The 22,925-nt window shown below is 56.1% G+C and carries 21 protein-coding genes and 4 tRNA genes; 16 read left to right on the forward strand and 9 right to left on the reverse strand.

Features of this window, described 5'->3' with window-relative positions:
- Nucleotides 1-28 precede the first annotated feature (28 nt).
- Nucleotides 29-1,279 carry an RsmB/NOP family class I SAM-dependent RNA methyltransferase gene (locus HOO88_03615; GenBank protein ID NOU35844.1) on the reverse strand — a complete coding sequence of 417 codons (1,251 nt, stop codon included), beginning with the start codon at nucleotides 1,277-1,279 and terminating at the stop codon, nucleotides 29-31.
- 108 nt (nucleotides 1,280-1,387) lie between these two features.
- On the opposite strand from HOO88_03615, the gene HOO88_03620 reads away from it, so the two are divergent.
- Nucleotides 1,388-2,548: a nucleoside-diphosphate kinase gene (locus tag HOO88_03620; protein NOU35845.1), complete on the forward strand. Its 1,161-nt coding sequence runs from the start codon at nucleotides 1,388-1,390 to the stop codon at nucleotides 2,546-2,548.
- 87 nt (nucleotides 2,549-2,635) lie between these two features.
- Entirely contained in the window at nucleotides 2,636-3,814 is a 1,179-nt protein-coding gene (locus HOO88_03625) for an aspartate/tyrosine/aromatic aminotransferase (GenBank protein NOU35846.1), read from the forward strand.
- A 50-nt stretch (nucleotides 3,815-3,864) separates the two neighbouring features.
- Here HOO88_03625 and HOO88_03630 read toward each other — a convergent pair whose 3' ends face one another.
- The 4 genes from HOO88_03630 to HOO88_03645 all read right to left on the reverse strand — a co-directional run bounded on the left by HOO88_03630 (nucleotide 3,865) and on the right by HOO88_03645 (nucleotide 8,838).
- Nucleotides 3,865-5,412 (reverse strand): site-2 protease family protein, encoded by a 1,548-nt coding sequence (locus HOO88_03630; GenBank protein NOU35847.1) that lies wholly within the window; start codon nucleotides 5,410-5,412, stop codon nucleotides 3,865-3,867.
- A gap of 386 nt (nucleotides 5,413-5,798) precedes the next feature.
- Nucleotides 5,799-6,317, reverse strand: a complete 519-nt coding sequence (locus HOO88_03635; protein ID NOU35848.1) for a tetratricopeptide repeat protein — start codon at nucleotides 6,315-6,317, stop codon at nucleotides 5,799-5,801.
- Nucleotides 6,318-6,428: 111 nt separating this feature from the next.
- Nucleotides 6,429-7,322 (reverse strand): HEAT repeat domain-containing protein, encoded by an 894-nt coding sequence (locus HOO88_03640; GenBank protein NOU35849.1) that lies wholly within the window; start codon nucleotides 7,320-7,322, stop codon nucleotides 6,429-6,431.
- Between the two features lie 109 nt (nucleotides 7,323-7,431).
- Entirely contained in the window at nucleotides 7,432-8,838 is a 1,407-nt protein-coding gene (locus HOO88_03645) for an MBL fold metallo-hydrolase (protein ID NOU35850.1), read from the reverse strand.
- 109 nt (nucleotides 8,839-8,947) lie between these two features.
- On the opposite strand from HOO88_03645, the gene HOO88_03650 reads away from it, so the two are divergent.
- The 8 genes from HOO88_03650 (at nucleotide 8,948) to HOO88_03685 (ending at nucleotide 13,320) form a co-directional block, all read left to right on the forward strand.
- Nucleotides 8,948-9,029: transfer RNA gene (locus HOO88_03650), tRNA-Leu, on the forward strand.
- Nucleotides 9,030-9,058: 29 nt separating this feature from the next.
- Complete coding sequence (locus HOO88_03655) at nucleotides 9,059-9,352, forward strand: hypothetical protein (GenBank protein ID NOU35851.1); 294 nt, start codon at nucleotides 9,059-9,061, stop codon at nucleotides 9,350-9,352.
- A 62-nt stretch (nucleotides 9,353-9,414) separates the two neighbouring features.
- Nucleotides 9,415-9,490, forward strand: a tRNA-Lys gene (locus HOO88_03660).
- Between the two features lie 78 nt (nucleotides 9,491-9,568).
- Nucleotides 9,569-9,655 (forward strand) — tRNA-Leu (locus HOO88_03665).
- A 112-nt stretch (nucleotides 9,656-9,767) separates the two neighbouring features.
- Complete coding sequence (aroC, locus tag HOO88_03670; GenBank protein NOU35852.1) at nucleotides 9,768-10,850, forward strand: chorismate synthase; 1,083 nt, start codon at nucleotides 9,768-9,770, stop codon at nucleotides 10,848-10,850.
- A 77-nt stretch (nucleotides 10,851-10,927) separates the two neighbouring features.
- On the forward strand, nucleotides 10,928-12,037 hold the full coding sequence (locus HOO88_03675; GenBank protein ID NOU35853.1) for a tetratricopeptide repeat protein: 1,110 nt from the start codon (nucleotides 10,928-10,930) through the stop codon (nucleotides 12,035-12,037).
- A gap of 64 nt (nucleotides 12,038-12,101) precedes the next feature.
- Nucleotides 12,102-12,178, forward strand: a tRNA-His gene (locus HOO88_03680).
- Nucleotides 12,179-12,216: 38 nt separating this feature from the next.
- On the forward strand, nucleotides 12,217-13,320 hold the full coding sequence (locus HOO88_03685; protein ID NOU35854.1) for a tetratricopeptide repeat protein: 1,104 nt from the start codon (nucleotides 12,217-12,219) through the stop codon (nucleotides 13,318-13,320).
- A gap of 7 nt (nucleotides 13,321-13,327) precedes the next feature.
- On the opposite strand, the gene HOO88_03690 is transcribed toward HOO88_03685, so the two are convergent.
- Both HOO88_03690 and HOO88_03695 read right to left on the reverse strand, forming a co-directional pair.
- Nucleotides 13,328-15,208 carry a DUF4131 domain-containing protein gene (locus HOO88_03690; protein ID NOU35855.1) on the reverse strand — a complete coding sequence of 627 codons (1,881 nt, stop codon included), beginning with the start codon at nucleotides 15,206-15,208 and terminating at the stop codon, nucleotides 13,328-13,330.
- 10 nt (nucleotides 15,209-15,218) lie between these two features.
- Complete coding sequence (locus HOO88_03695; protein ID NOU35856.1) at nucleotides 15,219-16,490, reverse strand: hypothetical protein; 1,272 nt, start codon at nucleotides 16,488-16,490, stop codon at nucleotides 15,219-15,221.
- A 101-nt stretch (nucleotides 16,491-16,591) separates the two neighbouring features.
- On the opposite strand from HOO88_03695, the gene rmuC reads away from it, so the two are divergent.
- Nucleotides 16,592-17,689 (forward strand): DNA recombination protein RmuC, encoded by a 1,098-nt coding sequence (gene rmuC, locus HOO88_03700; GenBank protein ID NOU35857.1) that lies wholly within the window; start codon nucleotides 16,592-16,594, stop codon nucleotides 17,687-17,689.
- A gap of 122 nt (nucleotides 17,690-17,811) precedes the next feature.
- A complete protein-coding gene (locus tag HOO88_03705; protein ID NOU35858.1) occupies nucleotides 17,812-17,982 on the forward strand; it encodes a 4Fe-4S binding protein in 171 nt (56 codons plus the stop codon).
- Nucleotides 17,983-18,032: 50 nt separating this feature from the next.
- Here HOO88_03705 and HOO88_03710 read toward each other — a convergent pair whose 3' ends face one another.
- A complete protein-coding gene (locus HOO88_03710; protein NOU35859.1) occupies nucleotides 18,033-18,476 on the reverse strand; it encodes a divergent PAP2 family protein in 444 nt (147 codons plus the stop codon).
- 79 nt (nucleotides 18,477-18,555) lie between these two features.
- Nucleotides 18,556-19,434, reverse strand: coding sequence for an HAD hydrolase-like protein (locus HOO88_03715; protein ID NOU35860.1), 879 nt, complete (start codon nucleotides 19,432-19,434; stop codon nucleotides 18,556-18,558).
- Between HOO88_03715 and HOO88_03720 the strand changes: the two genes are divergently transcribed.
- From HOO88_03720 to purE, 4 genes are all read left to right on the forward strand, one after another.
- A complete protein-coding gene (locus HOO88_03720; GenBank protein NOU35861.1) occupies nucleotides 19,422-20,204 on the forward strand; it encodes a class I SAM-dependent methyltransferase in 783 nt (260 codons plus the stop codon). The genes HOO88_03715 and HOO88_03720 overlap by 13 nt on opposite strands.
- 284 nt (nucleotides 20,205-20,488) lie before the next feature.
- On the forward strand, nucleotides 20,489-20,887 hold the full coding sequence (locus HOO88_03725) for a hypothetical protein (protein NOU35862.1): 399 nt from the start codon (nucleotides 20,489-20,491) through the stop codon (nucleotides 20,885-20,887).
- Nucleotides 20,888-21,058: 171 nt separating this feature from the next.
- Nucleotides 21,059-22,324 (forward strand): phosphoribosylamine--glycine ligase, encoded by a 1,266-nt coding sequence (gene purD / locus HOO88_03730; protein ID NOU35863.1) that lies wholly within the window; start codon nucleotides 21,059-21,061, stop codon nucleotides 22,322-22,324.
- 75 nt (nucleotides 22,325-22,399) lie between these two features.
- Nucleotides 22,400-22,906, forward strand: a complete 507-nt coding sequence (gene purE / locus HOO88_03735) for a 5-(carboxyamino)imidazole ribonucleotide mutase (GenBank protein NOU35864.1) — start codon at nucleotides 22,400-22,402, stop codon at nucleotides 22,904-22,906.
- Nucleotides 22,907-22,925: the final 19 nt, after the last annotated feature.

A 22,925-nucleotide genomic window follows, 5' to 3' on the forward strand; every position in this document is an offset into this window, starting at 1 on the left:
CCCCATGGTCAACGGGAAAGCCGCCCGCTCAAGCTTTCCGCAGCCGGGCTGTAAACATGCCGTCGCCGGGGCCTTCCCACGGCCATATCTGAAGTGTGCCGTTCGTCGGTGCGCCGGTCAGCGGATTAGCAAACGGATCCAGCACAAACTCAGGATGTTCCGCCATGAACCGCTCCAGCACGCCGGTTGTTTCTTCGCGGGTGAACGTGCAGACGGCGTAAACCAGCACGCCGCCGGACTTCACGCACTGCGCCGCGTTGTTGAGCATCTTCACCTGCAAATTGCGTTTCTGCGCCGGATCGCGCGGATCGCTCCGCCAGCGGGCATCCGGATTACGGCTCCATGTCCCCCAACCGGAACAGGGCGCGTCCACCAGCACACCGTCGAACTCTTTGGTAAACGGACGGTCTTTGGCCAGATCGTGAAGCTGGGTGCGGACGATGGCAATGCCGCCGGCCCGGGCCCGCTTTTTACACTCGTGCAGCGCCTCGGTTCGCAAATCGGTCGCCAGAATTTTTCCGTCGTTCCCGATCAAGTCGGCCATTTGTACGGTTTTGCCGCCCGCACCGGCGCAGGCGTCCCACCAGTCGGAACCGGCGGCGGGCGCGGCAATCAGCGCCACGGCCTGCGAAGCGACATCCTGCACTTCATACTGTCCGCCGTGACCCAGCTTGCCGAGCGACGTGCCCGCATCAACTGAAATTATGCCGGGAACCACGGCGTGCTCCTTGAAAGGAATATTCGCTTCGGCAAGCGTCTGCTTGAACGCTTCATCGCGCAGCCGCAGCCAGGTCGGCGGACGCTGCTGGAGCGTTTCGTAAAAGCCGTCTTCGCAACCTGCCGGAAGATCCACCGACTTTCCAAACTCCGGAAAAATGAGATCGGCTTTATCCAGCGCCTGAACTTTCGGAAACCACGCGGCCAATGCGGCGCGCTTTTCTTCCAGCGGTTTCCCGCCGAGCGGAAACCAGCCCGTCTTTGCGGCGGCTTGCAGCGCGACGTGCAAATCGGTCCGGTCGAGAAGCCAGCTGAGTGCGGCGGCCTCCAGCGGTTTCAGATTGAGCGGGCGGGTCCAGCCGAGCCAGCGGAAATAGGAAAAGAAGCATTCGGAGAGAAAACGACGGTCGCGCGAGCCGAGTTCGTGGCGGTTTTTGAAGAACCGGAGCAGAACGCGGTCGGCCGGATGCCGGTGTTCAAGGACGTGCGGCGTGAGCGTTTCGAGGATTTCGGCGGCCAGCCGGGTTTGCTGGTTGATAATTTTTTCGTTTAAATTTTTCACGGGGTTCCCCAAAGATTTTTGTTTTTTTGTTTTAGAAGTTGGACATAATCCGTGCCCCAACCAGCGGAATGGAAGAGTGCAGGTAAAAGCGGACGAAAGGCAACTGTTATGGCAAAAGAACTAGGATTTGTGATGATCACCCCCCACTCCTTGCGCAAATCGCGCACCGGAGGAATCATCGGCCGGTTCAGCCGGATCGAGGGTCTCGAGTTTGTCGCCTCGCGCATGTTCGGCCCGAGTCAGGATCTGGTTAATCACTACGCCGAGCTGCTGCGCAAAAATCCGGACATCACGCCGGACAAGCGCGACATTCTCGCTGACTACGTTTTGCGCGCCTTCGGCCCCGAAACCGACACCGGCCGACCGCACCGCGTCATGATGCTGCTGTTCGAAGGCGAAGACGCCATCAAAAAAATCTATGCCGCCGCCGGCGGTTTTGACGACACGCAGGAATCGTCCGACACCGTGCGCGGAACGTACGGCGATTGTATCCGCGATTCCGCCGGTAAAGTGATTTATTTTGAGCCATCCGTGCTGGTGGCTCCCAGTCTGGCTTCGGCCAAACAAACCCTTTCGCTCTGGCTGAAATATGCCGAACGCGACGGCGGACTGGTCAAAAACGCCCTCAGCCTGCCGGATGCCGACGTGCAGAAAACGCTCGTCATCATCAAGCCGGATAACTTCCGCTTCCCCAGCTCACGCCCCGGCAACATCATCGACCTGTTCTCGCGCTCCGGTCTGCGCATTGTCGGCGCACAGGTTCACCGGATGAGCATGGCCGAAGCCAAGGAATTTTACGGCCCGGTTCAGCCGGTTCTGCGCGAAAAACTCTGCGGACGCACCACCGATAAGGCCTGCGCCGCTCTCGAAAAAGAATTCGGATTCGCAATGCCCGCTGAAGTCAAAGAGGCGCTCTGCAAAACCCTCGGCCCGTACTACGGGGATTATACATTTTATGAGATCATGCAGTTTATGACCGGCCTGTGGTGCCCCGATGTTCCGGCTTCAGAAATGACCACCGATGGCAAAGTGCGCTGCCTTGCGCTGATCTATGCCGGCAAAGACGCCGTGAACAAAATCCGCAACATTCTCGGCCCGACCGATCCGAGCAAAGCTCAGCCCGGTTCCGTACGCAAAGAATACGGCAGCGATATCATGGTCAACGCCGCACACGCCTCTGACTCCGCTGAAAACGCCCAGCGCGAAATCGGCATCATTAAACCCGAGCGGAATCAGCTCAAAACTTGGTTCGACAAATATTATGCATGATGCGTGAGTGGATTTTTTATTAAAGTAGGACAGGCTTCCAGCCTGTCTGGACAGCCAAGATGGCCGTCCTACATTATGGAGAATATTATGTGGAAAAATGTGACCCCCGCCCCTGAAGATGCCATCCTCGGACTGACCGAGGCGTTCAAAAAAGATACGCGCTTCGCCAAGATCAACCTCGGCGTCGGCGTTTACAAAGACGAAGAAGGTCATACTCCGATTCTGGAGTCGGTCAAAGCCGCCGAAAAACTGATCTTCGAAAAAGAAAACACCAAGTCGTACATGCCGATCGCCGGAGAAAAATCCTACGGCGACGAAGTCCAGAAGATGATCTTCGGTGCGCTGTGCAACCGCTCCGCCACCGTTCACACGCCCGGCGGAACCGGAGCTCTGCGCGTCGCCGCCGATCTGCTGGCCAAGTTCAGCAGCAAAACCATCTGGGTCAGCAATCCGACCTGGGCCAATCACAACAACATCTTCGAAGCCGCCGGTCTGACCGTCAAAACCTATCCCTATTACAACGCGACCACCAAAGACCTCGACGCTGACGGCTTCTTCACCGCGCTCGAAAAAATTCCGGCGGGCGACTGCGTTCTCCTGCATGCCTGTTGCCATAATCCGAGCGGTGTCGATATTTCTGCCGAACAGTGGAAACAGGTTGCAAAAATCGCGCAGAAAAACGGCTGGTCTGCGCTGGTGGACTTCGCCTATCAGGGCTTCGGCGAAAGCATCGAAGCCGACCGCGTCGGCGTCGAAGCACTGCTGGCCAGCGGTATTGATTTTTTCATCGCCAGCTCCTTCTCCAAAAACTTCGGCCTCTACCGCGACCGTACCGGCGCGCTGACCGCCGTCGCCGCCACGCCGGCCGACGCCGAAACCGCCATGAGCCACATGATGGCCACGGCCCGCGTGCTTTATTCCAATCCGCCCGCGCACGGCGGCATGATCGTCACCACGATTCTGAAGGACAAGGAACTTTCCAAACTCTGGAGAAACGAACTCGACGCCATGCGCGACCGGATCGCTCAGGCTCGCGCGGCGCTCGCCGACGGACTCACCGAACGCGGCGTACCGATGGACTGCTCGTTCATGACGAAGCAGAAAGGGATGTTCTCCTTCAGCGGACTGAACAAAGATCAGGTCAAATTCCTGCGCGAAGAAAAAGCCGTTTACATCGTCGGCTCCGGCCGCATCAACGTCGCCGGACTCACGCCCGGTAACATGGGATTCGTCTGCGACGTCGTCGCCGAAGCGATGAAGCGCTGAACCCGGACAAGCCGACTTTTCAGATGCGGAGAATGCGGCTAGATTTTGAACTATCTACGTTCATTGATGCCACGCGGTTTGTCTTGTTTTACCATCTTCATAACGCGCGACCACTCGTCGCGCGGAACATCTCGCATCTCACCATTAATCAATTTCTGATATCGAACGGGGTTGCCCATATCATATTCCGTAATCCCGGTCAGCCGCCCCTCCGCATCCCAAGATTTCCATTCACCATGCCAATAGCCGTCTTTCCAACGCCCTTCTTTGCTCCTGTTTGTCGTAAACATATGCCACGCGGTCTGTGATCCGTGAAACAAGCCATCGTCGTTGATTTGTGTTTCAGAGAACTTCTGCCCGCGTATTGATACTATCTGAATGCGCGTTGTATCACCGGTTGGCAAGGTGCGTGAAATAACTTCTGTTTTACGCTCCTTCATAATAGAAGCCGCCTGAAATATGGGCCCCGAGCTAATGCCCAACAAAATGAAAAATCCATAACACAAGAGGAGCCCTACTGAAGAACCCGTTGAGCACCGTTTATTCCGAACTCTTTGCCAAATTTCAGTAACATATCGAGCAATGAGCTTCGGATCCGCCCGCCCGGCGGGAAGTTTTGCCTGAAGCAAGGTGACCAGCATTGGCAGGCATTGTGATGGAACCGTATAGGAATCGGTGTGATCACATTCACTCAACTGGTTTCTGACCGCACGTGCAACACCTGCTGAAATGTAGGTATTGCGCAGAGACAAGAGCGATATAAAAGCAAACACCCCAAGGAGCGCAGTTTTCGATTCCACTGCCACCCAGCCGAGAATAAGCGCCGTAATAATTTTAAACCCGATTTCGAGTTTCGGATGCCGTGAAAAAAGCACGGCATCAAAGAAGCGTCCTCCATCAAGCGGGTGAAACGGAAGCAGATTGAAGGTGTTCAAGAATAGAAATGTTCGCGCGGCATCAGCAAGAAACGGTTGTCCGGTTCTTAAATAAGCAATCCCGACAGCGATACCGATGATAATCCCAGGGACAGGCCCAAGAAGCGAAATAACAGCTTTTCGCAAATCGCTAGGGGCGGTTTCCGTGCCGGAAACGGCAGCCCCAAACAGAGGAATGAAGAACATCTTGATGTCTTTGTATCGCAAAAGCTTCATGCCGATGAAGTGGCCGCATTCGTGCACAAAAATAACACCAACAAGCAGTGCAACTCCGGCGATCGAAGCGCTGAAAAGCCCGAAGCTCATGAACAAGATCAGGGACACGACCAGCGCCCCTAGATTCTGCCATAGAGTTTTTTGCGTCCCTGCAATCGCATCCAGTTCTACTGAAATATGCGCAAGAAGATCCTCTGTATTTGTGTTCTGTCCCGTTTCTGCGCCCCCCTCATCAAGCTCTTCTGACAATGGGGCAAGCTCGAATCCGTCATCTCCTATTATTTGAGCTGCTGCATCAAAATAGTCCGGGGTTACAAACAACGTGGTGCAAATGCCGCTCATTTCCGTCGTAACCCGACAAGGTATGCCCTCTATCTCAAGTTTGAGTGCAACGTCTCTCGCCTCGTCCTGCGACGAAAAGCTCCTAATTGCGATGTCTTCTTTCATTTTATCCTTCGAACTAGATTGCATGCGATCCCCAGCCAGCGCGAGCGATGCTATCAAAGGAAAAGGTTGGGCGGCAGAAGATTTTCGGGGTTTAGGCGGGAATCCAACTCACAAACAAATCCCGAAGAGCCGGAACTTGGATGTCAGCAAATGGTCCAGCACCGGCAACATGGGCTTCGTCTGCGACGTCGTCGCCGAAGCGATGAAGCGGTAACATAGAGCAAATAACGTTTAAATCGTCGTATCACTTTGTGGTTGTAGGACGCGCTTACCGTATTCGGGAGCGTGTGATGATAAAGACACAGGCTCCTCGGACGTACCGAGGAAGCCTGTCCTACAAGAAAGAAGATAATGCGGCATTTAAATCGGCACATGCTCTAGTCAGCTTAGCGGCAAACTGCGTTCAGCTGTTGCAGTTCCTTTTTAACTTCGCTTTTCGGATAGATTGATCGGCAACCTGATTCTCGAAGGGCAAGGTGGCGTCGATATGCCGTGCGAGCTTGCTTTTTGTTGTCACAGGCTTGGTAGCAGCGCGCCACCCTGTAATGGCAGTCCGCAACCAAGCCTCTTGCCCAGACTATTCCTTCACCACAATCTCCATCGGCAAGACGATCAACACCTCGCCTGATAAGCCGACGGTAGATGTCGAGCGCCTCTTGCGGTTGGTCAAGCATTTCCAGACATCCTGCATAATCCCAAAGAACGAGAGGACACTGCGGAGCAAGGGCAAGTGCTTTCCGAGTGTACTGAAGCGCGCGTTTGTATTGCCGCTGTTCGTAATAAGTTAACCCGAGACGGGTAATCAACCAATGATTGTCCGGCTCCTGTTGCAGCGCATCCCGTATCAAAACCCGCGCTTCAAACCAGCGTTCTTCCTCCAAGGCTCTTTCGATTAGTTTGCTCATAACATTCTCGATACTTTTTATTAACAGCCATCAGCTCCACCCGACGCGAGCGATGCTATCAAAGGGAAAGGTTGAGCGGCAGAAGATTTTCGGGGTTTCGGGGAATCCAACTCACAAACTGACCCCAAAGAGCCGGAACTTGGATGTCAGCAAATGGTCCAGCACCGGCAAATCTTTCGGATAGACGGAGACGAGTCGCTTGCCTTCCTGCTGATAGAGTGTCTGTTTTTTGTACATGCTCATTTTGTACTGCGGCGTATCCAGCCCCCAGTATTCGATATAAAGATCCACCTCGGGCAGATAAAAGTCAGGCCGGATCTGAAATTCGCCGATGATGCGGTACTTTGCGTCGTAGCGGTAGGCCAGCCCGTGCGCCGTCAACCATTCGGCGATACGCCGCTCACCTTCCGACTGCACCAGTGTGCCGTCCCGCGCTTCGATGGTTTTGTTGATCTCGACCTGCGTTTCAAAATTGCGCCGTTCCAGAAACACCTCGTCAAAACAGCGGTCGCAGAACACGCGCTGAAAAACTTCGTTGGCCCGCGCGTATTCTTCAGCGGAAACCGTGACGTTGCATCGTTTACACCGGTGCTTTACTCCGGCTCCGGCATCCTGTGCGGCCAGCTCAATTGCATCGGCAGCAGTCTTGGCGGCGGCCCGCACATAGTTGGGGTTGCCTGGATTACGGGCGGCGTCGCGCAGGTCCGGCACATGCGTCTGAGCGGCGGCCCCGAATTTTTTGAGTGCGCGGATGGCGTATTGCTGTGTCTGAGGATGTCGCCCATGCAGCGCTAACGGGGCCAGCGCTGCCACAGCCATCCCGACATCGGCACCGAAATCCGCCAGCTTGCCGATGGCAGAAGCCGCTAAACGCTGCACCTCGTTCGAAGGAAGGCGCGACAGTTCGATCAGTTCCGGTAATGCCGCCGGGTTGCCGCTGCGCCCGAGGTGCAAAGCCCTTTGTACGGCGGCTTGGTGTTCAGATGGCAGCATCGGGCTTTTCATGGGAACCTCTTTTGTAGGCGACTCGCTATCGCTTGTCACAAAAATTCCCATTGGCAAGCGGTAGCGAGTCATATGTTTCGGAAAAGAATTTTCCAGAGTTGGAAAAAATTCAATCCAAAACAATTTCCTGCTGATACTCTGGCACGATGCAGTTCCAGCCGGTTTTTTCGGTGAGGAATTTTTTGAAGGCGTTGGCGGCTTCCGGTTCGCCGTGGGTGATGAATACGCGGCGCGGCGCTTTTCTGAGCATGGTGATCCAGCGCAACAATTCGTCGCGGTCGGCGTGGGCGGAGAAGCCGGATATTTTTTCGACCCTCGCTCGCATCGGTTGCATTTCGCCGAAGATGCGGACTTCGGCGGGCTGATCTTGAATAACGCGGCCCAAGGTTCCGACGGCCTGGTAGCCGACGAACAGGATCGTGCTTTCGGCGCGGCTGATATTGTTTTTGAGATGGTGCTTGATGCGACCTCCGGTACACATGCCGGACCCGGCGATGATAATGGACGTGCCTTTATTGTTGTTGATGGCTTTGGACTGCTCCACGGTATTCGCCATCGTCAGCCTAGGCAGGTCGCACGGATGAATCCCTTTGCGGAGAAGCTCGCGGGTTTCTTCGTCGAACAGTTCGGGGTGTCTCTTAAAAATTTCCGTAACGCGAATCGCCATCGGACTATCCACGAAAGTGAGCAGATGCGGGATGCGGTTTTCGCGCTGTAGCGCGTTGAGGTGATAGAGCAGTTCCTGCGTACGCTCAACGGCAAAACTTGGAATGACAATGTTGCCGCCCGCCTTGACCGTTTCGTTGATGATGCGCGCCAGTTCGCCGGGAATATCTTTCACTGCGCCATGCGTCCGGTCGCCGTAGGTTGATTCGACCAGAACGTAGTCAGCCGCATCGAACGGATCGGGATCGTTGATGATCGGCATATTCCAGCGTCCGACGTCGCCGGAAAAAAGAATGGTGCGCGTTTCGCCGCCTTGCGCCACGCTCAAGCGGATGCTGGCGGAGCCAAAGATGTGGCCGGCCTCGCGGAATGATGCGGTCATGCCGGTCGCAACCGGAACCGGCGTAATGTAATCAACCGGCGTCAGCAGCGGAACGGTTCTCTCAACGTCGGCGACGGTGTAGAGCGGTTCATAAGGAAACGGACTGGTCTTGTCCTGTTTTTCGTGGCGTTCCTTTTTATGCTTCACATCTTCTTCCTGCAGGAAGGCAGAATCTTTCATGATGATCTGCGCGATGTCCGCCGTGGCGGGCGTGCAGAAAATTTTTCCGCGAAAACCTTCCTTCACCAGTTTCGGCAGACGTCCGCAGTGGTCGAGATGGGCATGCGTCAGCAAAACCGCATCAATCGTTGCGGGCGGAACCGGAAAGGCGTCCCAGTTGCGCTGCTTCAGATCGCGTTCCTGATAGAGCCCGCAGTCCACCAGAATGCGCGCGCCGTTCGCCTCTGCCAGATAGCAGGAGCCGGTGACATTTTGCGCCGCGCCGAAAAAGTTGAGTTTGATCTTCATGCAGGCAATCCCCCGTTTCTTGCGGGTGAGTGTAGCGGCTTTTTCCTGAACGGACAAATAAACCCTTGTGTGCGGCCGTGTTTTTGTATTCTCTTATCCGGCTTTTGACGGGCATGTGGTGAAATTGGTATACACGCAAGATTTAGGATCTTGTGCCTTACGGCGTGCGGGTTCGAGTCCCGCCTTGCCCATTCGACCGTAAACCGGAAAGGGACTTTGCATGTTGCCGCAACACGGAGGAGTGCCGAATTTTAATCTGCGTATTTCCGGGCCGTTTCTGCTCGTGCTGGCGCTGATTCTAATTACCGGCTCCATGCTGACGCTTTCCTTTTATCTCAATGCCGATCCGGGCGACCTGACCGCGCAGACCAGAGTCCGGCTTTCGCTGGCGATCACGTTGCTGCTTTCAGTTTTCGTTCTTCTGGCCGGAACGGGCCGCTGGTGGCATCCGCACCTATGGAAAAACCGCCGCCGGAAACACCACTCTCATCATCGAAAGCACCGTTCGCACTGACCGCCAAGCTTTTTTATTGCGTTAGCCGAAACCGCACAGTACCTTTTGCGCCTTCTTTTGACGGACGCGTAGCTCAGTTGGTAGAGCAGCTGACTCTTAATCAGCGGGTCCCCGGTTCGAGCCCGGGCGCGTCTACCACTTTGCATCCCAATGCGTGGAAATATCCGCTTGCCCCCCACAGAGTGAACCGTTATGTTCTGCACCTTCATTCTCCGGGCTCGGGTGGTGAAATTGGTAGACACGCCAGCTTGAGGTGCTGGTGGCCGTAAGGCTTTCGGGGTTCGAGTCCCCGCTCGAGCACCATTTTTTCCGGTGAAATTTCAGTATCCGGAAAAAATGCGGAAATTTTTTACATTGCCCGGGAAAAGGGTGTATAAACCGTTCCATTGTTTGAGAGCTTCCCCGGAGAACGGTTATGAGCAGCACATTCGGTACACTTTTCAGAACCACCACATTCGGCGAATCGCACGGCAAAGCGGTTGGTGCAATTGTGGACGGCTGTCCGTCTAACCTGCCGCTGACAGAAGCGGATATTCAGCCGCAACTCGACCGCCGCCGGCCCGGGCAAAGTGCACTGACCACGCCGCGCGACGAAGCCGATCGGGTGACGATTCTTTCCGGCACGGAAAACGGCGTAACGCTCGGCACGCCGATCGCTCTTTCGGTAAACAACCGCGACCAGCGCCCCGGCGACTACGGCAATCTGTCCGCCGTGCCGCGGCCATCCCACGCGGATTATACCTATCTAATGAAGTACGGCGTGAAAGCCTCCAGCGGCGGCGGCCGGTCAAGCGCACGCGAAACGGTCGGCCGCGTGGCGGCCGGAGCGATTGCGGAAAAGTGGCTGAAGACCCGCTTCGGCAATGTTTCGATCGTTGCCTATGTCAGCTCGGTCGGAAAGATCGCCGCGCCCGGAATTGACGTAGAGCGTCTTACCCGCGATCTGGTTGATACCAATCTGGTGCGTTGTCCGGACGCCGAAACAGCCCAACGAATGATTGCCGCCATTGAAAAAGCTCGCGACGAAAAAGATTCGCTGGGCGGCACACTAACCTGTATCTGCCGCGGCTTCCCCGCCGGACTGGGCGAGCCGGTGTTCGATAAACTCGAAGCCAAACTGGCGCAAGCCATGCTTTCGATTCCGGCGGTCAAAGGATTTGAAATCGGTTCCGGATTTTCGGGCGCACTGATGCGCGGTTCGCAGCACAATGACGCTTTCATCAAAAAGGGCGACCGGCTGGGAACGAAGACGAACTATAGCGGCGGCGTACAGGGCGGAATTTCGAACGGCGAGCCGGTGGTGTTCCGGATTGCCATCAAGCCGGTGGCGACCATCGGGCTGGCGCAGGATACGGCCGATTTGGCCGGACATCCGGTTACGCTGGAGGCCAAAGGGCGGCACGATCCGTGTGTATTGCCGCGCGCGATTCCGATTGTGGAATCAATGACTGCGCTGGTGTTGGCCGACGCTGCATTACGGCAGGAATATCGCGTCTGAATGTGTCTTGTTTTTTTGTGAGCCACAGCTACTCTGCCTTTCAGTTTAATGTCTTTTAACGAGTTGCTTTTGCGTTCATGAAGAAAATTGACACAGATATCCGGGACATCTACCGCGCGAAGGATCTTTCTTCAGAAGCGGGTGCGATGCCGGAGCACAAGGTCGCCGAACTCATTGAGCGCTCGCTGCGGCGGCAGCAGATTTTTAATCTTTCCGTCGGCTTGCTAACCCTTGCGCTGGTCACCATTTTGGTCTTTGCCCTCGTTGAAGATTTTTTGTTGGGATCTGCCGCCGATGCTCCTGTAAGAAAAAAATCTCCCGGCGTACCTGCTTATACGCTCCCCGAAGACGAGCAATGGGTGCTGGAGTATCGGCAGGTTGCTGTTGAGGCGGACGGCAGTGCGCGGCCCGGGCCAAAGGAGGTTTCGACCAAATGGATAAAAAACGCGGCCTATCACGCCATTATGGGAGAACTGGCACTTCGTCAGGGAGAGCCGGAAACCGCACAAAATCATTTCCAAGTCGCCCTTGAAACATTTCCCTCCATGACCGGGATTCGCGGCAATCTCGGAATCGCCTACTTAAAGCAGCAGTCTTTTGAAAAGGCCGCCGAACAACTGCAAAAGGCGCTGACAGAAGGTCCGTCCATCGCGGCGCTCAATAATCTGGGCGTCGCACGGCTGGGTCTGGGGGAATACGAACAGGCGGAATCGGTTTTACGGCAGGCGCTTCAACAGCAGCCGGCCTTGTCTGGCTGTTATAAAAACCTTGCCTTGCTGTACCAGAAGTCCGGACGGACCAATGACGCGGTCGGCGCGTTTGAAAAATATCTTTCCCTCAATCCGCAGGATACACCGATACTTGAACACTATGTTTCCTACCTGACTGCGGCTGGCCGCCTTCGCGATGCAATCGGGTTTCTTGAACGAATTGATGGAGCGGATTCCCTCGCCGTTCATCTTTTACTGGCGGAAACAGCCGCACGGGATGCCGATGCAAAACTCGCCGTTCAGGCCTTGCGGCACTCCGCGCAGTTTTTAAGCCCGCGCCAGACGATTGTTAAAATGCACGAACCCGCTTTTGAAAAAATCGCCAAGACGGAACCCTTTGAAACCTTGTTATATCAACTGGAGCTGGCAACGGTATCGCTTTCGACAAATTTGCCGGCGGCGGAAACAGCTCCGTAAAATAGGACAGATATATTTTGCTTTCCGATGACTTTTTATTACTCTAGCACGCTTTCGAATAATGGTAGGTGTAGCTCAGTTGGTTAGAGCGTCAGATTGTGATTCTGAATGTCGCGGGTTCGAATCCCGTCACTTACCCCATATTCCTGCCCGTGCGGGGGAAGCAGGAGGAGCCGTTCATGCAGAAGAAAAAAGACGAAATCCGCGATATCTACCAAGGTGGCGAGCACGATCTCGAGAAGGATTTTACCCCGCAAATTGCGCGGGAACGGCTCGAAGAGCGGCATCGTGACCTGCGTCGCAGTCAGCTCGTCTCCCTGTTTTTCGGCTCGCTGGTTATCGTGCTGTCCGTGTCTCTGGTCGCCGTGGTCATTCGCAATTTTCTAAGCGAACGGAGTCCATCAAAAAAAAATCAAACCAAAGAATCCGTTTTCGTACCGCGTTATACCCTGCCAACAGAGGCCCTTTGGGTGATGGATTATCAGGCCGTCTCATCCCAGCTGGATAATGATGAAAAAACCGGGCCGAAGCCGCTTTCAACCAAATGGGTGAAAAATGCCGCCTATCACATCATCATGGGGCAGCAGGCCCTGGCAATGAATGAACTGAAACAGGCTCTGGAGCACTTTCAGAAAGTGGTCGCCGCCTACCCGGATATCGAGGGCTTGCACGGATCCATGGGGCAGCTTTATCTCCAGAGTCAGGAATACGCGCTGGCCGCGCAGCATCTGGAAAAAGCTCTGAAGGAAGAAGAAACCTTTGATACGGTAAATAACCTGGGCACCGCGTACATCGGCACAGAAGAGTATGATAAAGCCGAGAAAAATCTGAAAAAGGCGCTGGGATTGAAGCCGGAAGCGGCCGGAACCCATAAGAACCTTGCTTCGCTGTACCGTAAAATGAAGCGCGACAATGAGGCGGTCTTTCATTTCGAAAAGTATATTGATCTGCAGCCGGGCGATCTGGACACCATGCAGACGTATGCTCTGTATCTGACGAAACTGGGCCGCTGGAAAGACGCTGCGGATTTCCTGACCAAACTGACACAAAACGTCACGGACGTCGCGCCGATCTATTTCCTGCTGGCACAGGTTCAGGTGCAGAACGGTCAGCCTGACAAAGCCATCGCGGCGCTGAAGCGGGGTGTTCAGCTGATCGACCCGCAACTGGCGCTGGCATGGATGAGCCGCGAAGAATTTAATGTGGTGCGCAGTTCGGGCGACTTCAAAACGCTGGTTGATCAGCTGGAAATCGCCAATGTATCGCTCGACAAGAAACGGTAACGCTTCATCACCGGCGGAGTGAAACGCGCACCGTTCCTTCGCCCGCGAGCCACTCGGGCGCATCCGTTTTAATTTCTCGAGGATGAAAGATTTCTTGAATCTGCCGAACGGCCCCGGCATCTGCTTTTGCATCGCTCACGACCAGAGCATACAGCCGGTTGATGCCCTCTTTCTGCAGAAGGCGGATTGTTCGCACCGTGCTGAACGGGCTGCCGTCTGTTACCAGCACCCACCCGCGTTCCGGCAGCCGAACCGCCACGGCCGAACTGCCCTCTCGCAGAATTTTCACATTGCGCTGCGGCTCGATGTGCTGTGCGCCCCACAGCACCACGGAACACAGCACCAGACATAGCGCGCCCTTCCGCCAGCGAACCGGCCCGGTGAAAAACAAAACCAGTCCGGCATACCAAAGGCCGGTCGCCAGCGCAGACGGCGCGCGAACAGCCCGGCAGGCGCCGGGCAGCGCCGCAAGACGGTGGACGATCCATATCAACAGACTGATAAACAGCAAATTGGCCTGATTGAAAAGCGCGGCGGCGGCGGGCAAAAACAACACGCCGCCCAGCAACGCCAGACATCCGGCGAGCATGATCATGAAGGTCAGCGGAATAACCGCCAAATTGCCGATCAGCGCGACCGGCGAAAGGGTGTTGAAAAAATAGGCGGTAATCGGCGCCGAGAACAGCCAGGCCGCCAGCGACGTAAGCATCAGCAGTCCGGTACTCCGCAACAGTGCGGCCGCCGGATGCGATCCGCCGAGTTGCTGAAGCGGAGCCTCCCAGCCCGCCAAACGGAATCCGTTGATTTGCCGCGCGGCCCAGCCGCCCACGATGATGAGGCCGCAAACCACGACGAAAGAAAGCAAAAAGCCCGGATCGCCGATGCTGGCCGGCCAACAGGCCAACAGCAAAACGGCGGCCAGCGCAATGGATGTCGGCGCATCGGGGCGCCGGCCGGCCAGCGGGGCGATAAAAAATACCGCCGCCATCGCCAGAGCGCGCAATGCACTCGATTGCAGTCCGGTGGTAAAAATATAAAGAAAAAGCACCGGAAGAAGTAACAACCCCCAGCGGGGACGGATCACACCGAAAATTTTGAGTCCGGCAATAAAGATGGCGGCCAGAATTACAACGTGCTGGCCGGAAATTGCAAAGATATGCAGCGTGCCAGTGCGGGTAAAGATCCGGTAAAGATCCGGAGGAATCGCCTGCCGGTAGCCGAGCAGCATGGCGTGCAGCAGTTGCGTCTGTTCGGGAAATTTTTCAACTCCCAGCTGAAGGAACGCGGCGGCACGGCGGCGGACTTCATAGCACCGCCCGGAAAATGTGTCCCCGGCTGCTTTGATTTTATAAATATCCGCCCCGGAAACACTGAGAAATCCGTCGGTGCCGCTGCGCGATCTTTCATAGCCGGTATATCGGCCTTTCAACCGCCATTGTTCACCGAAGCGTACCGGCGCGGTGCAGTTTTTCAGATAAACCCGCAACACGGCGTCTGCCGGAAGCCGCTCCTCTCCGCAACGCACAGTCTGTACGCGAAATAAAAAAGATGCCGTTTCGTCCGCGCCTGAAACAGACGGCTCATCTTCGATTGTTCCGGTCAGTTCCTGTTCGTTGAAATTCACCTCAACGACCGGCAGCACCGTGCGGGAAAAAGCCGGCATTTCTTCGATCGCGTTGTGCGTGGCGGCCAGCAGTCCGCAGACGATATAAATCAACCAGGTCGTCCGGCGGCGCAACACCGTCCAGCAGGCGTAGGCCAGCAGAAAGGCGGCCCAGGTGAGCAGGAACATCGGAGAGCCGCCAACACAGCGCTGAATGTAAAGACCCGCCGCCACGAACAGGGCGACTCCAACCAGCGGACGGCGCACCTGTTGAGCCAAGATCATGGCACGCTTATTACTTGCGTCCTTTTAAATCAGGTTGTTTTGGAAGATCCATGCCGGCAGGCATCTGTGAGCTGGATTTTTCAGCTTCGCGTTTGTTAATTGCTTCAATGGCTTTACGGGTTTCAACACCGACAAGGCGGTCGGCAAACGACCGGAACTCTGCGCTTTCACGAATCGGATCGTAAACGGCATCCTTCAGCCAGGGCGAAATTTCAGTTCCGCCAAAAAGACTGGCCGCCTGCCCCATAAAAACAACCGCTTTCCCGGCCTGATTCTGCTGAGCGTAGCAATGGGCCAGAGCCTGATAATAGTCCGGCTTCGGATCAAGTCGCACCAGCTCGACATAATACGGAACGGAATTCGAATAATCGCCGCGCGCAAAATGAATCGCGCCGCAGCTTCTCAGCGCCACTGTGTTTTTTGCATCGTTTTCCAGCATCCGCTCAAACAGCGTCAGCGCGGTGTTCGTGTTGCCCAGCCCGATCTGCCCGGCCGCGGCAATCGAAAGCACGGTTAAATTATTCGGCTGCTCTTGCAGCATCCGCTCGGCCAGCACCAATGCGGATGCGCGTTGTCCGCTCTTCTGCAAAGCTTGCAACAGATTCATCTGCAATTCCTGCTTCCAGCCCTCCTGATCCAGCAGGTGGAGGCATAGCGGCACCGCTTCTGTGTAAAGTCCGCGGCGCATATAAATGCCGACCAGCATCTCCTGCGCAGCCCGGTTGTCCGGCATAACTTGCAGGGCCAGACCAAGCCGCTGCATCGCTTCCTCATCAATTCCGCGGCGGCTTAATGCTTCGGCTGAACGCAAGTGGCGTTCAGTTTCCTCCCATTGCCCTAACCGCTGTCCGATCAGTTCAGGGCTGACACCCAGTGCCTGTGCATTCGGAGTTCCGGCGGAAACAGCGTCCGCTGACCCTCCTTTCCCCATCTGAGTTGCCTTGGCCTCCCAACGTTTCTGTTCCTTCTCAGACGGTTCCGCCATGCGATTCAGAACCAGCTTCAGCACAAAGAATCCGCCAACCAGTAGCACGACAATCAAACCCGTCCGCAACAAAAGCATTGCGATGGCCCAGTTGCTGGCACGATTACTGGTCTCGCGGGTGCGGCTCGGACTGTGCCGTGATGTGCGGTTGGTTTGGCGCCCGGCAGAGCCGGACGCATACTCGTCCGGCGAGCCATCTGCGGTATACCGCGAGTAAAGACCGTGGTCGGCATTCGTCCCTGTAGTTTTTCGGGCGGCTTCAGCCGGACGAGCATTTTTTTTACGGAAGAATTTCATGGTGTTACACGTTCCGGTTAAAGAAATAAAACGGTTGCAGTATCGGGCGGGCCGCGTAAAGTGTCAAGCGTTGCGGGGTGCCGGACAACGTTCGCCTGGAGATGGTTATGGAGTTTTTTATTCTGATTCTTCTGGGGCTTCTCGCCCTGCTGGTACTGGTGCAAACAGGACTGGCGCTGCACGGGAACTCCCGTCAGGACGCCCGGCTCGAAATGCTCACGCGCGGTCTCAATACACTGACTGAACAGATCGACAGCCGAACCCGCAAAAGCGAAGAGGCGGTTCAGTCGCAGGTTGAAAAGCTGATCGCCTCCAACAATCAGCGGCTCGACCAGATCGGCGAAAAAGTGGAACAGCGGCTGGAGAAAGGATTCAAGGACACCACCACCGTTTTCGGCGATGTGCTCAAGCGGCTGGCGCTGATCGACAAAGCTCAGGAAAAAATAGATCAACTTACCGGCAACGTCGTCAGCCTGCAGGAAGTTCTTTCGGACAAACGTTCGCGCGGCGCGTTCGGCGAAGTACAGCTCAGCGCACTGATCTCCAACATGCTGCCCGAAAACAGTTATTCCCTTCAGCACACCTTCCCGAACGGCGTCCGTGCCGACTGCGTCCTGTTTCTTCCCGAACCGACCGGCACCATTTGTATTGATTCAAAATTTCCGCTCGAAAGCTACCGGCGCATGACCGACCTGTCGCTCGGCGATGCCGACCGCACCGCCGCCGAGCGGCAGTTCCGGCAGGACATCAAAAAACACATTAAGGACATTGCCGGAAAATACATCATTCCCGGCACAACCTCCGACGGCGCCATGATGTTTATTCCGGCGGAAGCCGTCTTCTCCGAAATCCACGGACATTATCCCGATCTCGTTGAAGAAGCCCAGCGCGCGCGCGTCTGGATGGTTTCGCCGACCACGATGATGGCCGTACTCACCACAGCGCGCGCCGTTCTGAAAGATTCCGCAACCCGACAGCAGGTACATCTGATCAAAGATCATCTGGTCGCTCTGGCGCAGGATTTCAGCCGCTTTCAGGATCGGATGGATAAGCTGGCCGCACATATCGGTCAGGCCCACAAAGATGTGGATGAAGCGCAGACTTCCGCACGCAAAATCACCAGCCGTTTCGGAAAAATCGAAAAAGTCGAACTCTCCGGCGAGCGCGCCGCTCTGCCGCAAGAGACCGGTGAAGAGTAAGCGTTTTGGCCGAAAGTCCGTTTGGTTTCCGGTTTGAACTCACAGAATGAAGGTGGTACGTTGCCCGCCGTCATTAACAGCAGGCACAACCGACGGGCCTGCGATTAACAAGGAGAAGAATCATGGCTTACGTAATTTCTAGTGATTGCACAATGTGCGGCGCTTGTGAAAGCTCATGCCCGGTAGAAGCAATCAGCGCAGGCGACGGCAAATACGTTATCGATGCTGGCAGCTGCACGGACTGTGGTGCTTGCGCGGCAACCTGCCCGATGAGCGCCATCAATCCGGCCTAAGGCTGGCTTCGCTCACACGCAAAGCCTCTCGCTTCGGCGAGGGGCTTTTTTTATTTCGGTAAAAACCGCAGCAGCGCCAGTGCCGAAAAAATACCGGTCAGCATTCCGAAGAACACTTCCAGCCGCGTATGGCCCAGCAGTTCTTTCAGTTTGTTTTCCGACAGATGGTGCGCCTTGAACAGCTCGTCCACGATCTGATTCAGCAGTCGGGCCTGCTTGCCGGCCGCCGCACGCACCGTCTGCGCATCAAACATAATCACCGCGGCAAAACAAAATCCCAGCGTAAACAGCGGCGAACTGAACCCTTCCGTCATACCGATCGTTGTCGCCACCGCACAGGCCATTGCCGAGTGGGCACTCGGCATTCCGCCGGTACTCACCAGATACCCGAAGTTCAGACGGCGGCTCTGCACCAGACAAATAATCATCTTGGTCGTTTGCGCGACCGTCCAGCCGGCCACTGCGGCCCAAAGGGAGATATGAACAAAATTCATTGGTTTTCCTTATCAGGGTTGCTTCGGGAAGTCGCCGGAACAATAAAGAACTATCGCCGCGCGGCGCAACCTTTTAAAATTATTCCGCCCACGGCGGAACTTCAGACAGAACCGTGTTGAAGCGGGCGATCAAATTTTCCTGGTACGCACCGCAAAAGGTGCCGTTCAAAAGTCGCGGAAGCGCTTCTTCGCGTAGCTCGACCCAGCTCGCCGGCTCGTCGCCCGGAATAATCGGAAAAAACAGACAGCCGACAGCGCGGGCGGTTTCCAGATCGCCGGGAGCGTCGCCGACCATCAGCGTCTTGTCCGGCGCGTAACGCCCTTTCATCGCCGTTCCGAGCGATTCAATCTTCGATCCCAGCTCCGCTCCGGCGATGACGTCGACAAACTTTTCGAGTCCGGCGTTGCGCCACTCATGCACCAGCGCCGCTTCGTCGGTCTGAGAAACCACAATCGAATCCGCCGCCGTACGGATTTTTTCCAGCCCAACAGAAACTCCGGCGAACACCGGCATCTGCGAAACCGCCGCAATCTCCTTACTCACCGACCGGCTCCACTCCAACGCCCGCGTCAGCTCCGGGTCGCCGGTACGTTCAATCCGCTTCGCCAGTTCATCGGCACTCAGCGGAACGCCGGATTTGGCGAACGCCTCCAGAGCGTCCGTCGATGGCGGATTCGTACAAGCCGGAATATATTTGGAGACCCCTTGCAGAATCCGCAACAGCAACTCGAAGCGGTTGAGGCCGCGCCACGGCGAAAACAGCGCCGTCCATTCCGCCACTTTCCGGAATTCGGATTCGACCGCTGCGAGGCTCCAGAATTGGATAATGCCAGTATGAAAAATCCGCTGCTTGATTGTCATGCTGTCGAACACACAGCCGTCGGAGTCGATGGCGACCAGCACATCATGTTTCGGCTTTAAATAGATCAGATCGTCTTTGCACCATGTTTTTTTCATGCGCCGCAGGCTACCCGTTTGCCCGCGCCCTGTCCAGAGGCTTGCCGCACCGGGGGTTTTCTGTAAACTTCACCTGTATGTCGAAACTCTTCACCATCCTGAAGCACGTTTATCGTCTGCTGCCGCCGCCGCTCCGGAAAACTGGCCCCCTTCACAGCTTCGCGTTCCGGATCATGGAAAGGGTTGGCGACCGCAACGACATTTATTCGCCGAAATACTACCAGACACTCGTCGAACCCTACGCCCGACGCAGCGTCCCGCAAATGGCCCGATCCCTTGTTGAAACGTTCAGCCCCGCGTCCGTCATCGACGTCGGCTGCGGCTCCGGCGCCCTGCTCGTCGGCCTGCGCAAACTCGGCGTACGCCGCCTGCTCGGATTGGACTCTTCCGAAGCCGGACTCGACATTGCCCGCGCTCGCGGGCTCGACATCCGCAATTTCGACATCGCCTCTGACCGCTGGAGCGGCGGCGAACGGTTTGATATCGCCGTCAGCATGGAAACCGCCGAACACCTGCCGAAAAATTCCGCCGACCGCTACGTCGAACTCCTCTGCTCGCTCGCGCCGGTCGTCATCTTCACCGCCGCGCATCCCGGACAAGGCGGAATCGGCCACCTCAACGAACAGCCGCCGGAATACTGGACGGAACGATTCAAAGCCAACGGCTTCCAGCATGCAGAAAAAACCGTCGCCGACTGGCAATCCGCCTGGACCGCCGCCGGCGTCGCCAACTTCTACACCCGCAACCTCATGGTTTTTCAGCAATCTTGAGCCAACGTAGACGCGACGCCCTCGTCGCGTTTCTCTGTCACGACTGAACGCGACGAGGGCGTCGCGTCTACATTCCACAAAGCCCCAAAAGGATTTCATGACTCGCCGTAGCCGCTAAACCTGTGAAGCAAATCGGCAAAGGCGGTTGCCCTTTTAGCCCGCCCCTGCTAAAAACATCCCGTATTCGGGGTTTGGAGCTCGGCACATCTTTCTGCCTAACACCGGGATTCCAGTAATAGGCAGAGACGGTCTCTGCCTAATAAACTGTTCGGGTAATAAATAAAATGGATACAGATAATATGACGATTACGATAATTAGCTCATTACTGTCAGGCCTAGTCGGGGTAATTGTTTCTTCTGCATATTACCGACGATTCGAGCACAGAAAAGCCAAGCAAGACGTTCTTCGGCGATTAGTTGGAAACAGGATGTTTCTAACGGACAAATTGATGACAGAAAAAAACAGGGATCTTTTCGTCGCACTAAATGAAATCTTCGTCGTCTACTCTGACTGTCCAGCGGTTATTACCGCATTAAAGAAAATGCACAACGAACTTGGACAACAAGGTCGCCTCCTCGACAACCTTGTTTCGCTAATTAAGGAAATGTGCAAAGCATCCGGTGTTCCTTTTGGAAAACTGAACGACAACTTCATTGAATCCCCTTTTACCCCAAAAAATTAGACCCCAACCACCGCTTGCGCTCTATCGCGGGCTCCGCCCGCTCAGAGTGACGCGAAACGTTCTCTGACAACTCCGCCTTCGTTCCCTCTTGTAAAACTCCCCTTCCGGAGCTTGTCCAAACCGGCGAATTCAGGCTAACTATGCGCCTCGCAACGAAAGGGCTTTTATCTCATGAAGGTACTGGTGATTGGAAACGGCGGACGGGAACACGCGCTCTGCTGGAAACTGAAGAACGATTCGCGCAAGCCGGAGCTTTTCTGCGCGCCCGGTAACGCCGGTACCGCTCAGCTCGGCACCAATCTCGCCCTTTCCGCCACCGATGTCACCGGAATTGTCAGCTGGGCCAAAGCCAACCAGCCCGATCTGACTGTGATCGGCCCCGAAGCGCCGCTCTGCGCCGGTCTGGCCGACGCGCTGGAATCCGCGGGCTTCCGTGTATTCGGTCCGCGCAAGGCCGCCGCCGAGCTTGAGGGCAGTAAAAAATTCGCCAAAGAAATTATGCAGGCCGCCGGAGTTCCGACCGCCGCCTGCGCCGTTTTTACCGATGCCGGTAAAGCCTGCGCTTATGTCCGTCAGCGCGGCGCACCGATCGTTATCAAAGCCGACGGCCTCGCCGCCGGTAAAGGCGTGACGGTTGCCGAAACCGTCGAACAGGCCGAAGACGCCATCAAAGATGCGCTTGGCGGAGCGTTCGGCGACGCCGGAAGCCGCGTCGTCATCGAAGATTTTCTGGTCGGCGAAGAAGCTTCCATCCTCGCGCTGATCGACGGAGAACACGTCGTGATGCTCGCTTCGTCGCAGGATCATAAGCGTGTGTTCGACGGCGACCTCGGCCCGAACACCGGCGGCATGGGCGCCTACTCGCCCGCGCCGGTCGCCACCGATGCTGTGCTCGATATCGTCCGCACCGAAGTGTACGGCCGTACGCTGGCCGAACTGAAAAAGCGCGGCATCACCTACAAAGGCGTGCTCTACGCCGGGCTGATGATTCATAACGGCCAGCCGAGCGTGGTCGAATTCAACTGCCGCTTCGGCGATCCCGAAACGCAGGCGGTGCTGGCCCGCTGGGACGGCGACATCATTCCCGCGCTCGAAGCCTGTATCGACGGCACGCTTTCCGAAAATTTGATTTCGTGGAAAAAAGAGCAGTCCGTTTGCGTCGTCATGGCGGCGGGCGGCTATCCCGGCGACTATAAAAAAGGCGACGAAATTTCCGGCCTCGACGCGGCGGCGGAACACGCCGTCGTCTTCCACGCCGGTACCGCGCTCAAGGACGGCAAGGTCGTCACCGCCGGTGGCCGCGTACTCGGCGTCACCGGAATCGGCAAGGATCTGCGCGCCGCCGTCGACAACGCTTACGCCGCCGTGAAAAAAATCTCGTGGAACGGCGGTTTTTACCGCAAAGATATCGCCCACCGTGAACTGAAAAGAAAGTAGGACAGGCTTCCAGCCTGTCCACCCTGCACTGCAGACAGGCTGGAAGCCTGTCCTACTTTAAAAAAGGAGAAAATTATGGCTAAACCGCAAGTTGCAATCGTGATGGGAAGTGCCAGTGACTGGAAAACCGTCGAGTGCTGTTTTCAGACGCTGGGAGAATTCGGCATCAAAGCCGAAGTAAAAGTCATGTCGGCTCACCGGACACCGCACGAAGCGTGCGAGTTCGCCGAAAACGCCGCCAAGAACGGTTTCAAAGTCATCATCGGCGCAGCAGGCGGCGCGGCGCACCTCGCCGGAGTTCTGGCCGGTCACACGATTCTGCCGGTGATCGGAATTCCGATGCCGGGCTGGGCGCTCGACGGAATGGATTCGCTGCTTTCGACTGTGCAGATGCCGAAGGGCGTTCCGGTCGCTACCGTCGCGATCGGCAAGGCGGGCGCGATCAACGCCGCGATTCTCGCCGTACAGATGCTGGCGCTTTCCGATGCCGGACTGAAACGCAAGCTGGTGGCCTACAAAGCCAAAATGCGTAAAGAGGTGCTCAAGTCGAACGCCGAGCTGCAAACCCTGATTGGAAAGTAGGACAGGCATCCTGCCTGTC

The sequence above is a fragment of the Kiritimatiellaceae bacterium genome (assembly GCA_013141415.1).
Taxonomy (GTDB): Bacteria; Verrucomicrobiota; Kiritimatiellia; order Kiritimatiellales; family Tichowtungiaceae; genus Tichowtungia.

Coding starts and splice junctions, on each gene's coding strand:
- HOO88_03635 (NOU35848.1), bottom strand. CDS start 6,317: ATGAGCAAACTAATCGAAAGAGCCTTGGAGGAAGAACGCTGGTTTGAA.
- HOO88_03725 (NOU35862.1), top strand. CDS start 20,489: ATGGATACAGATAATATGACGATTACGATAATTAGCTCATTACTGTCA.
- HOO88_03695 (NOU35856.1), bottom strand. CDS start 16,490: ATGAAATTCTTCCGTAAAAAAAATGCTCGTCCGGCTGAAGCCGCCCGA.
- HOO88_03640 (NOU35849.1), bottom strand. CDS start 7,322: ATGAAAAGCCCGATGCTGCCATCTGAACACCAAGCCGCCGTACAAAGG.
- purE (NOU35864.1), top strand. CDS start 22,400: ATGGCTAAACCGCAAGTTGCAATCGTGATGGGAAGTGCCAGTGACTGG.
- HOO88_03685 (NOU35854.1), top strand. CDS start 12,217: ATGCAGAAGAAAAAAGACGAAATCCGCGATATCTACCAAGGTGGCGAG.
- HOO88_03625 (NOU35846.1), top strand. CDS start 2,636: ATGTGGAAAAATGTGACCCCCGCCCCTGAAGATGCCATCCTCGGACTG.
- rmuC (NOU35857.1), top strand. CDS start 16,592: ATGGTTATGGAGTTTTTTATTCTGATTCTTCTGGGGCTTCTCGCCCTG.
- HOO88_03620 (NOU35845.1), top strand. CDS start 1,388: ATGGCAAAAGAACTAGGATTTGTGATGATCACCCCCCACTCCTTGCGC.
- HOO88_03645 (NOU35850.1), bottom strand. CDS start 8,838: ATGAAGATCAAACTCAACTTTTTCGGCGCGGCGCAAAATGTCACCGGC.
- HOO88_03710 (NOU35859.1), bottom strand. CDS start 18,476: ATGAATTTTGTTCATATCTCCCTTTGGGCCGCAGTGGCCGGCTGGACG.
- HOO88_03690 (NOU35855.1), bottom strand. CDS start 15,208: ATGATCTTGGCTCAACAGGTGCGCCGTCCGCTGGTTGGAGTCGCCCTG.
- HOO88_03655 (NOU35851.1), top strand. CDS start 9,059: ATGTTGCCGCAACACGGAGGAGTGCCGAATTTTAATCTGCGTATTTCC.
- HOO88_03705 (NOU35858.1), top strand. CDS start 17,812: ATGGCTTACGTAATTTCTAGTGATTGCACAATGTGCGGCGCTTGTGAA.
- aroC (NOU35852.1), top strand. CDS start 9,768: ATGAGCAGCACATTCGGTACACTTTTCAGAACCACCACATTCGGCGAA.
- purD (NOU35863.1), top strand. CDS start 21,059: ATGAAGGTACTGGTGATTGGAAACGGCGGACGGGAACACGCGCTCTGC.
- HOO88_03715 (NOU35860.1), bottom strand. CDS start 19,434: ATGAAAAAAACATGGTGCAAAGACGATCTGATCTATTTAAAGCCGAAA.
- HOO88_03720 (NOU35861.1), top strand. CDS start 19,422: ATGTTTTTTTCATGCGCCGCAGGCTACCCGTTTGCCCGCGCCCTGTCC.
- HOO88_03675 (NOU35853.1), top strand. CDS start 10,928: ATGAAGAAAATTGACACAGATATCCGGGACATCTACCGCGCGAAGGAT.
- HOO88_03630 (NOU35847.1), bottom strand. CDS start 5,412: ATGAAAGAAGACATCGCAATTAGGAGCTTTTCGTCGCAGGACGAGGCG.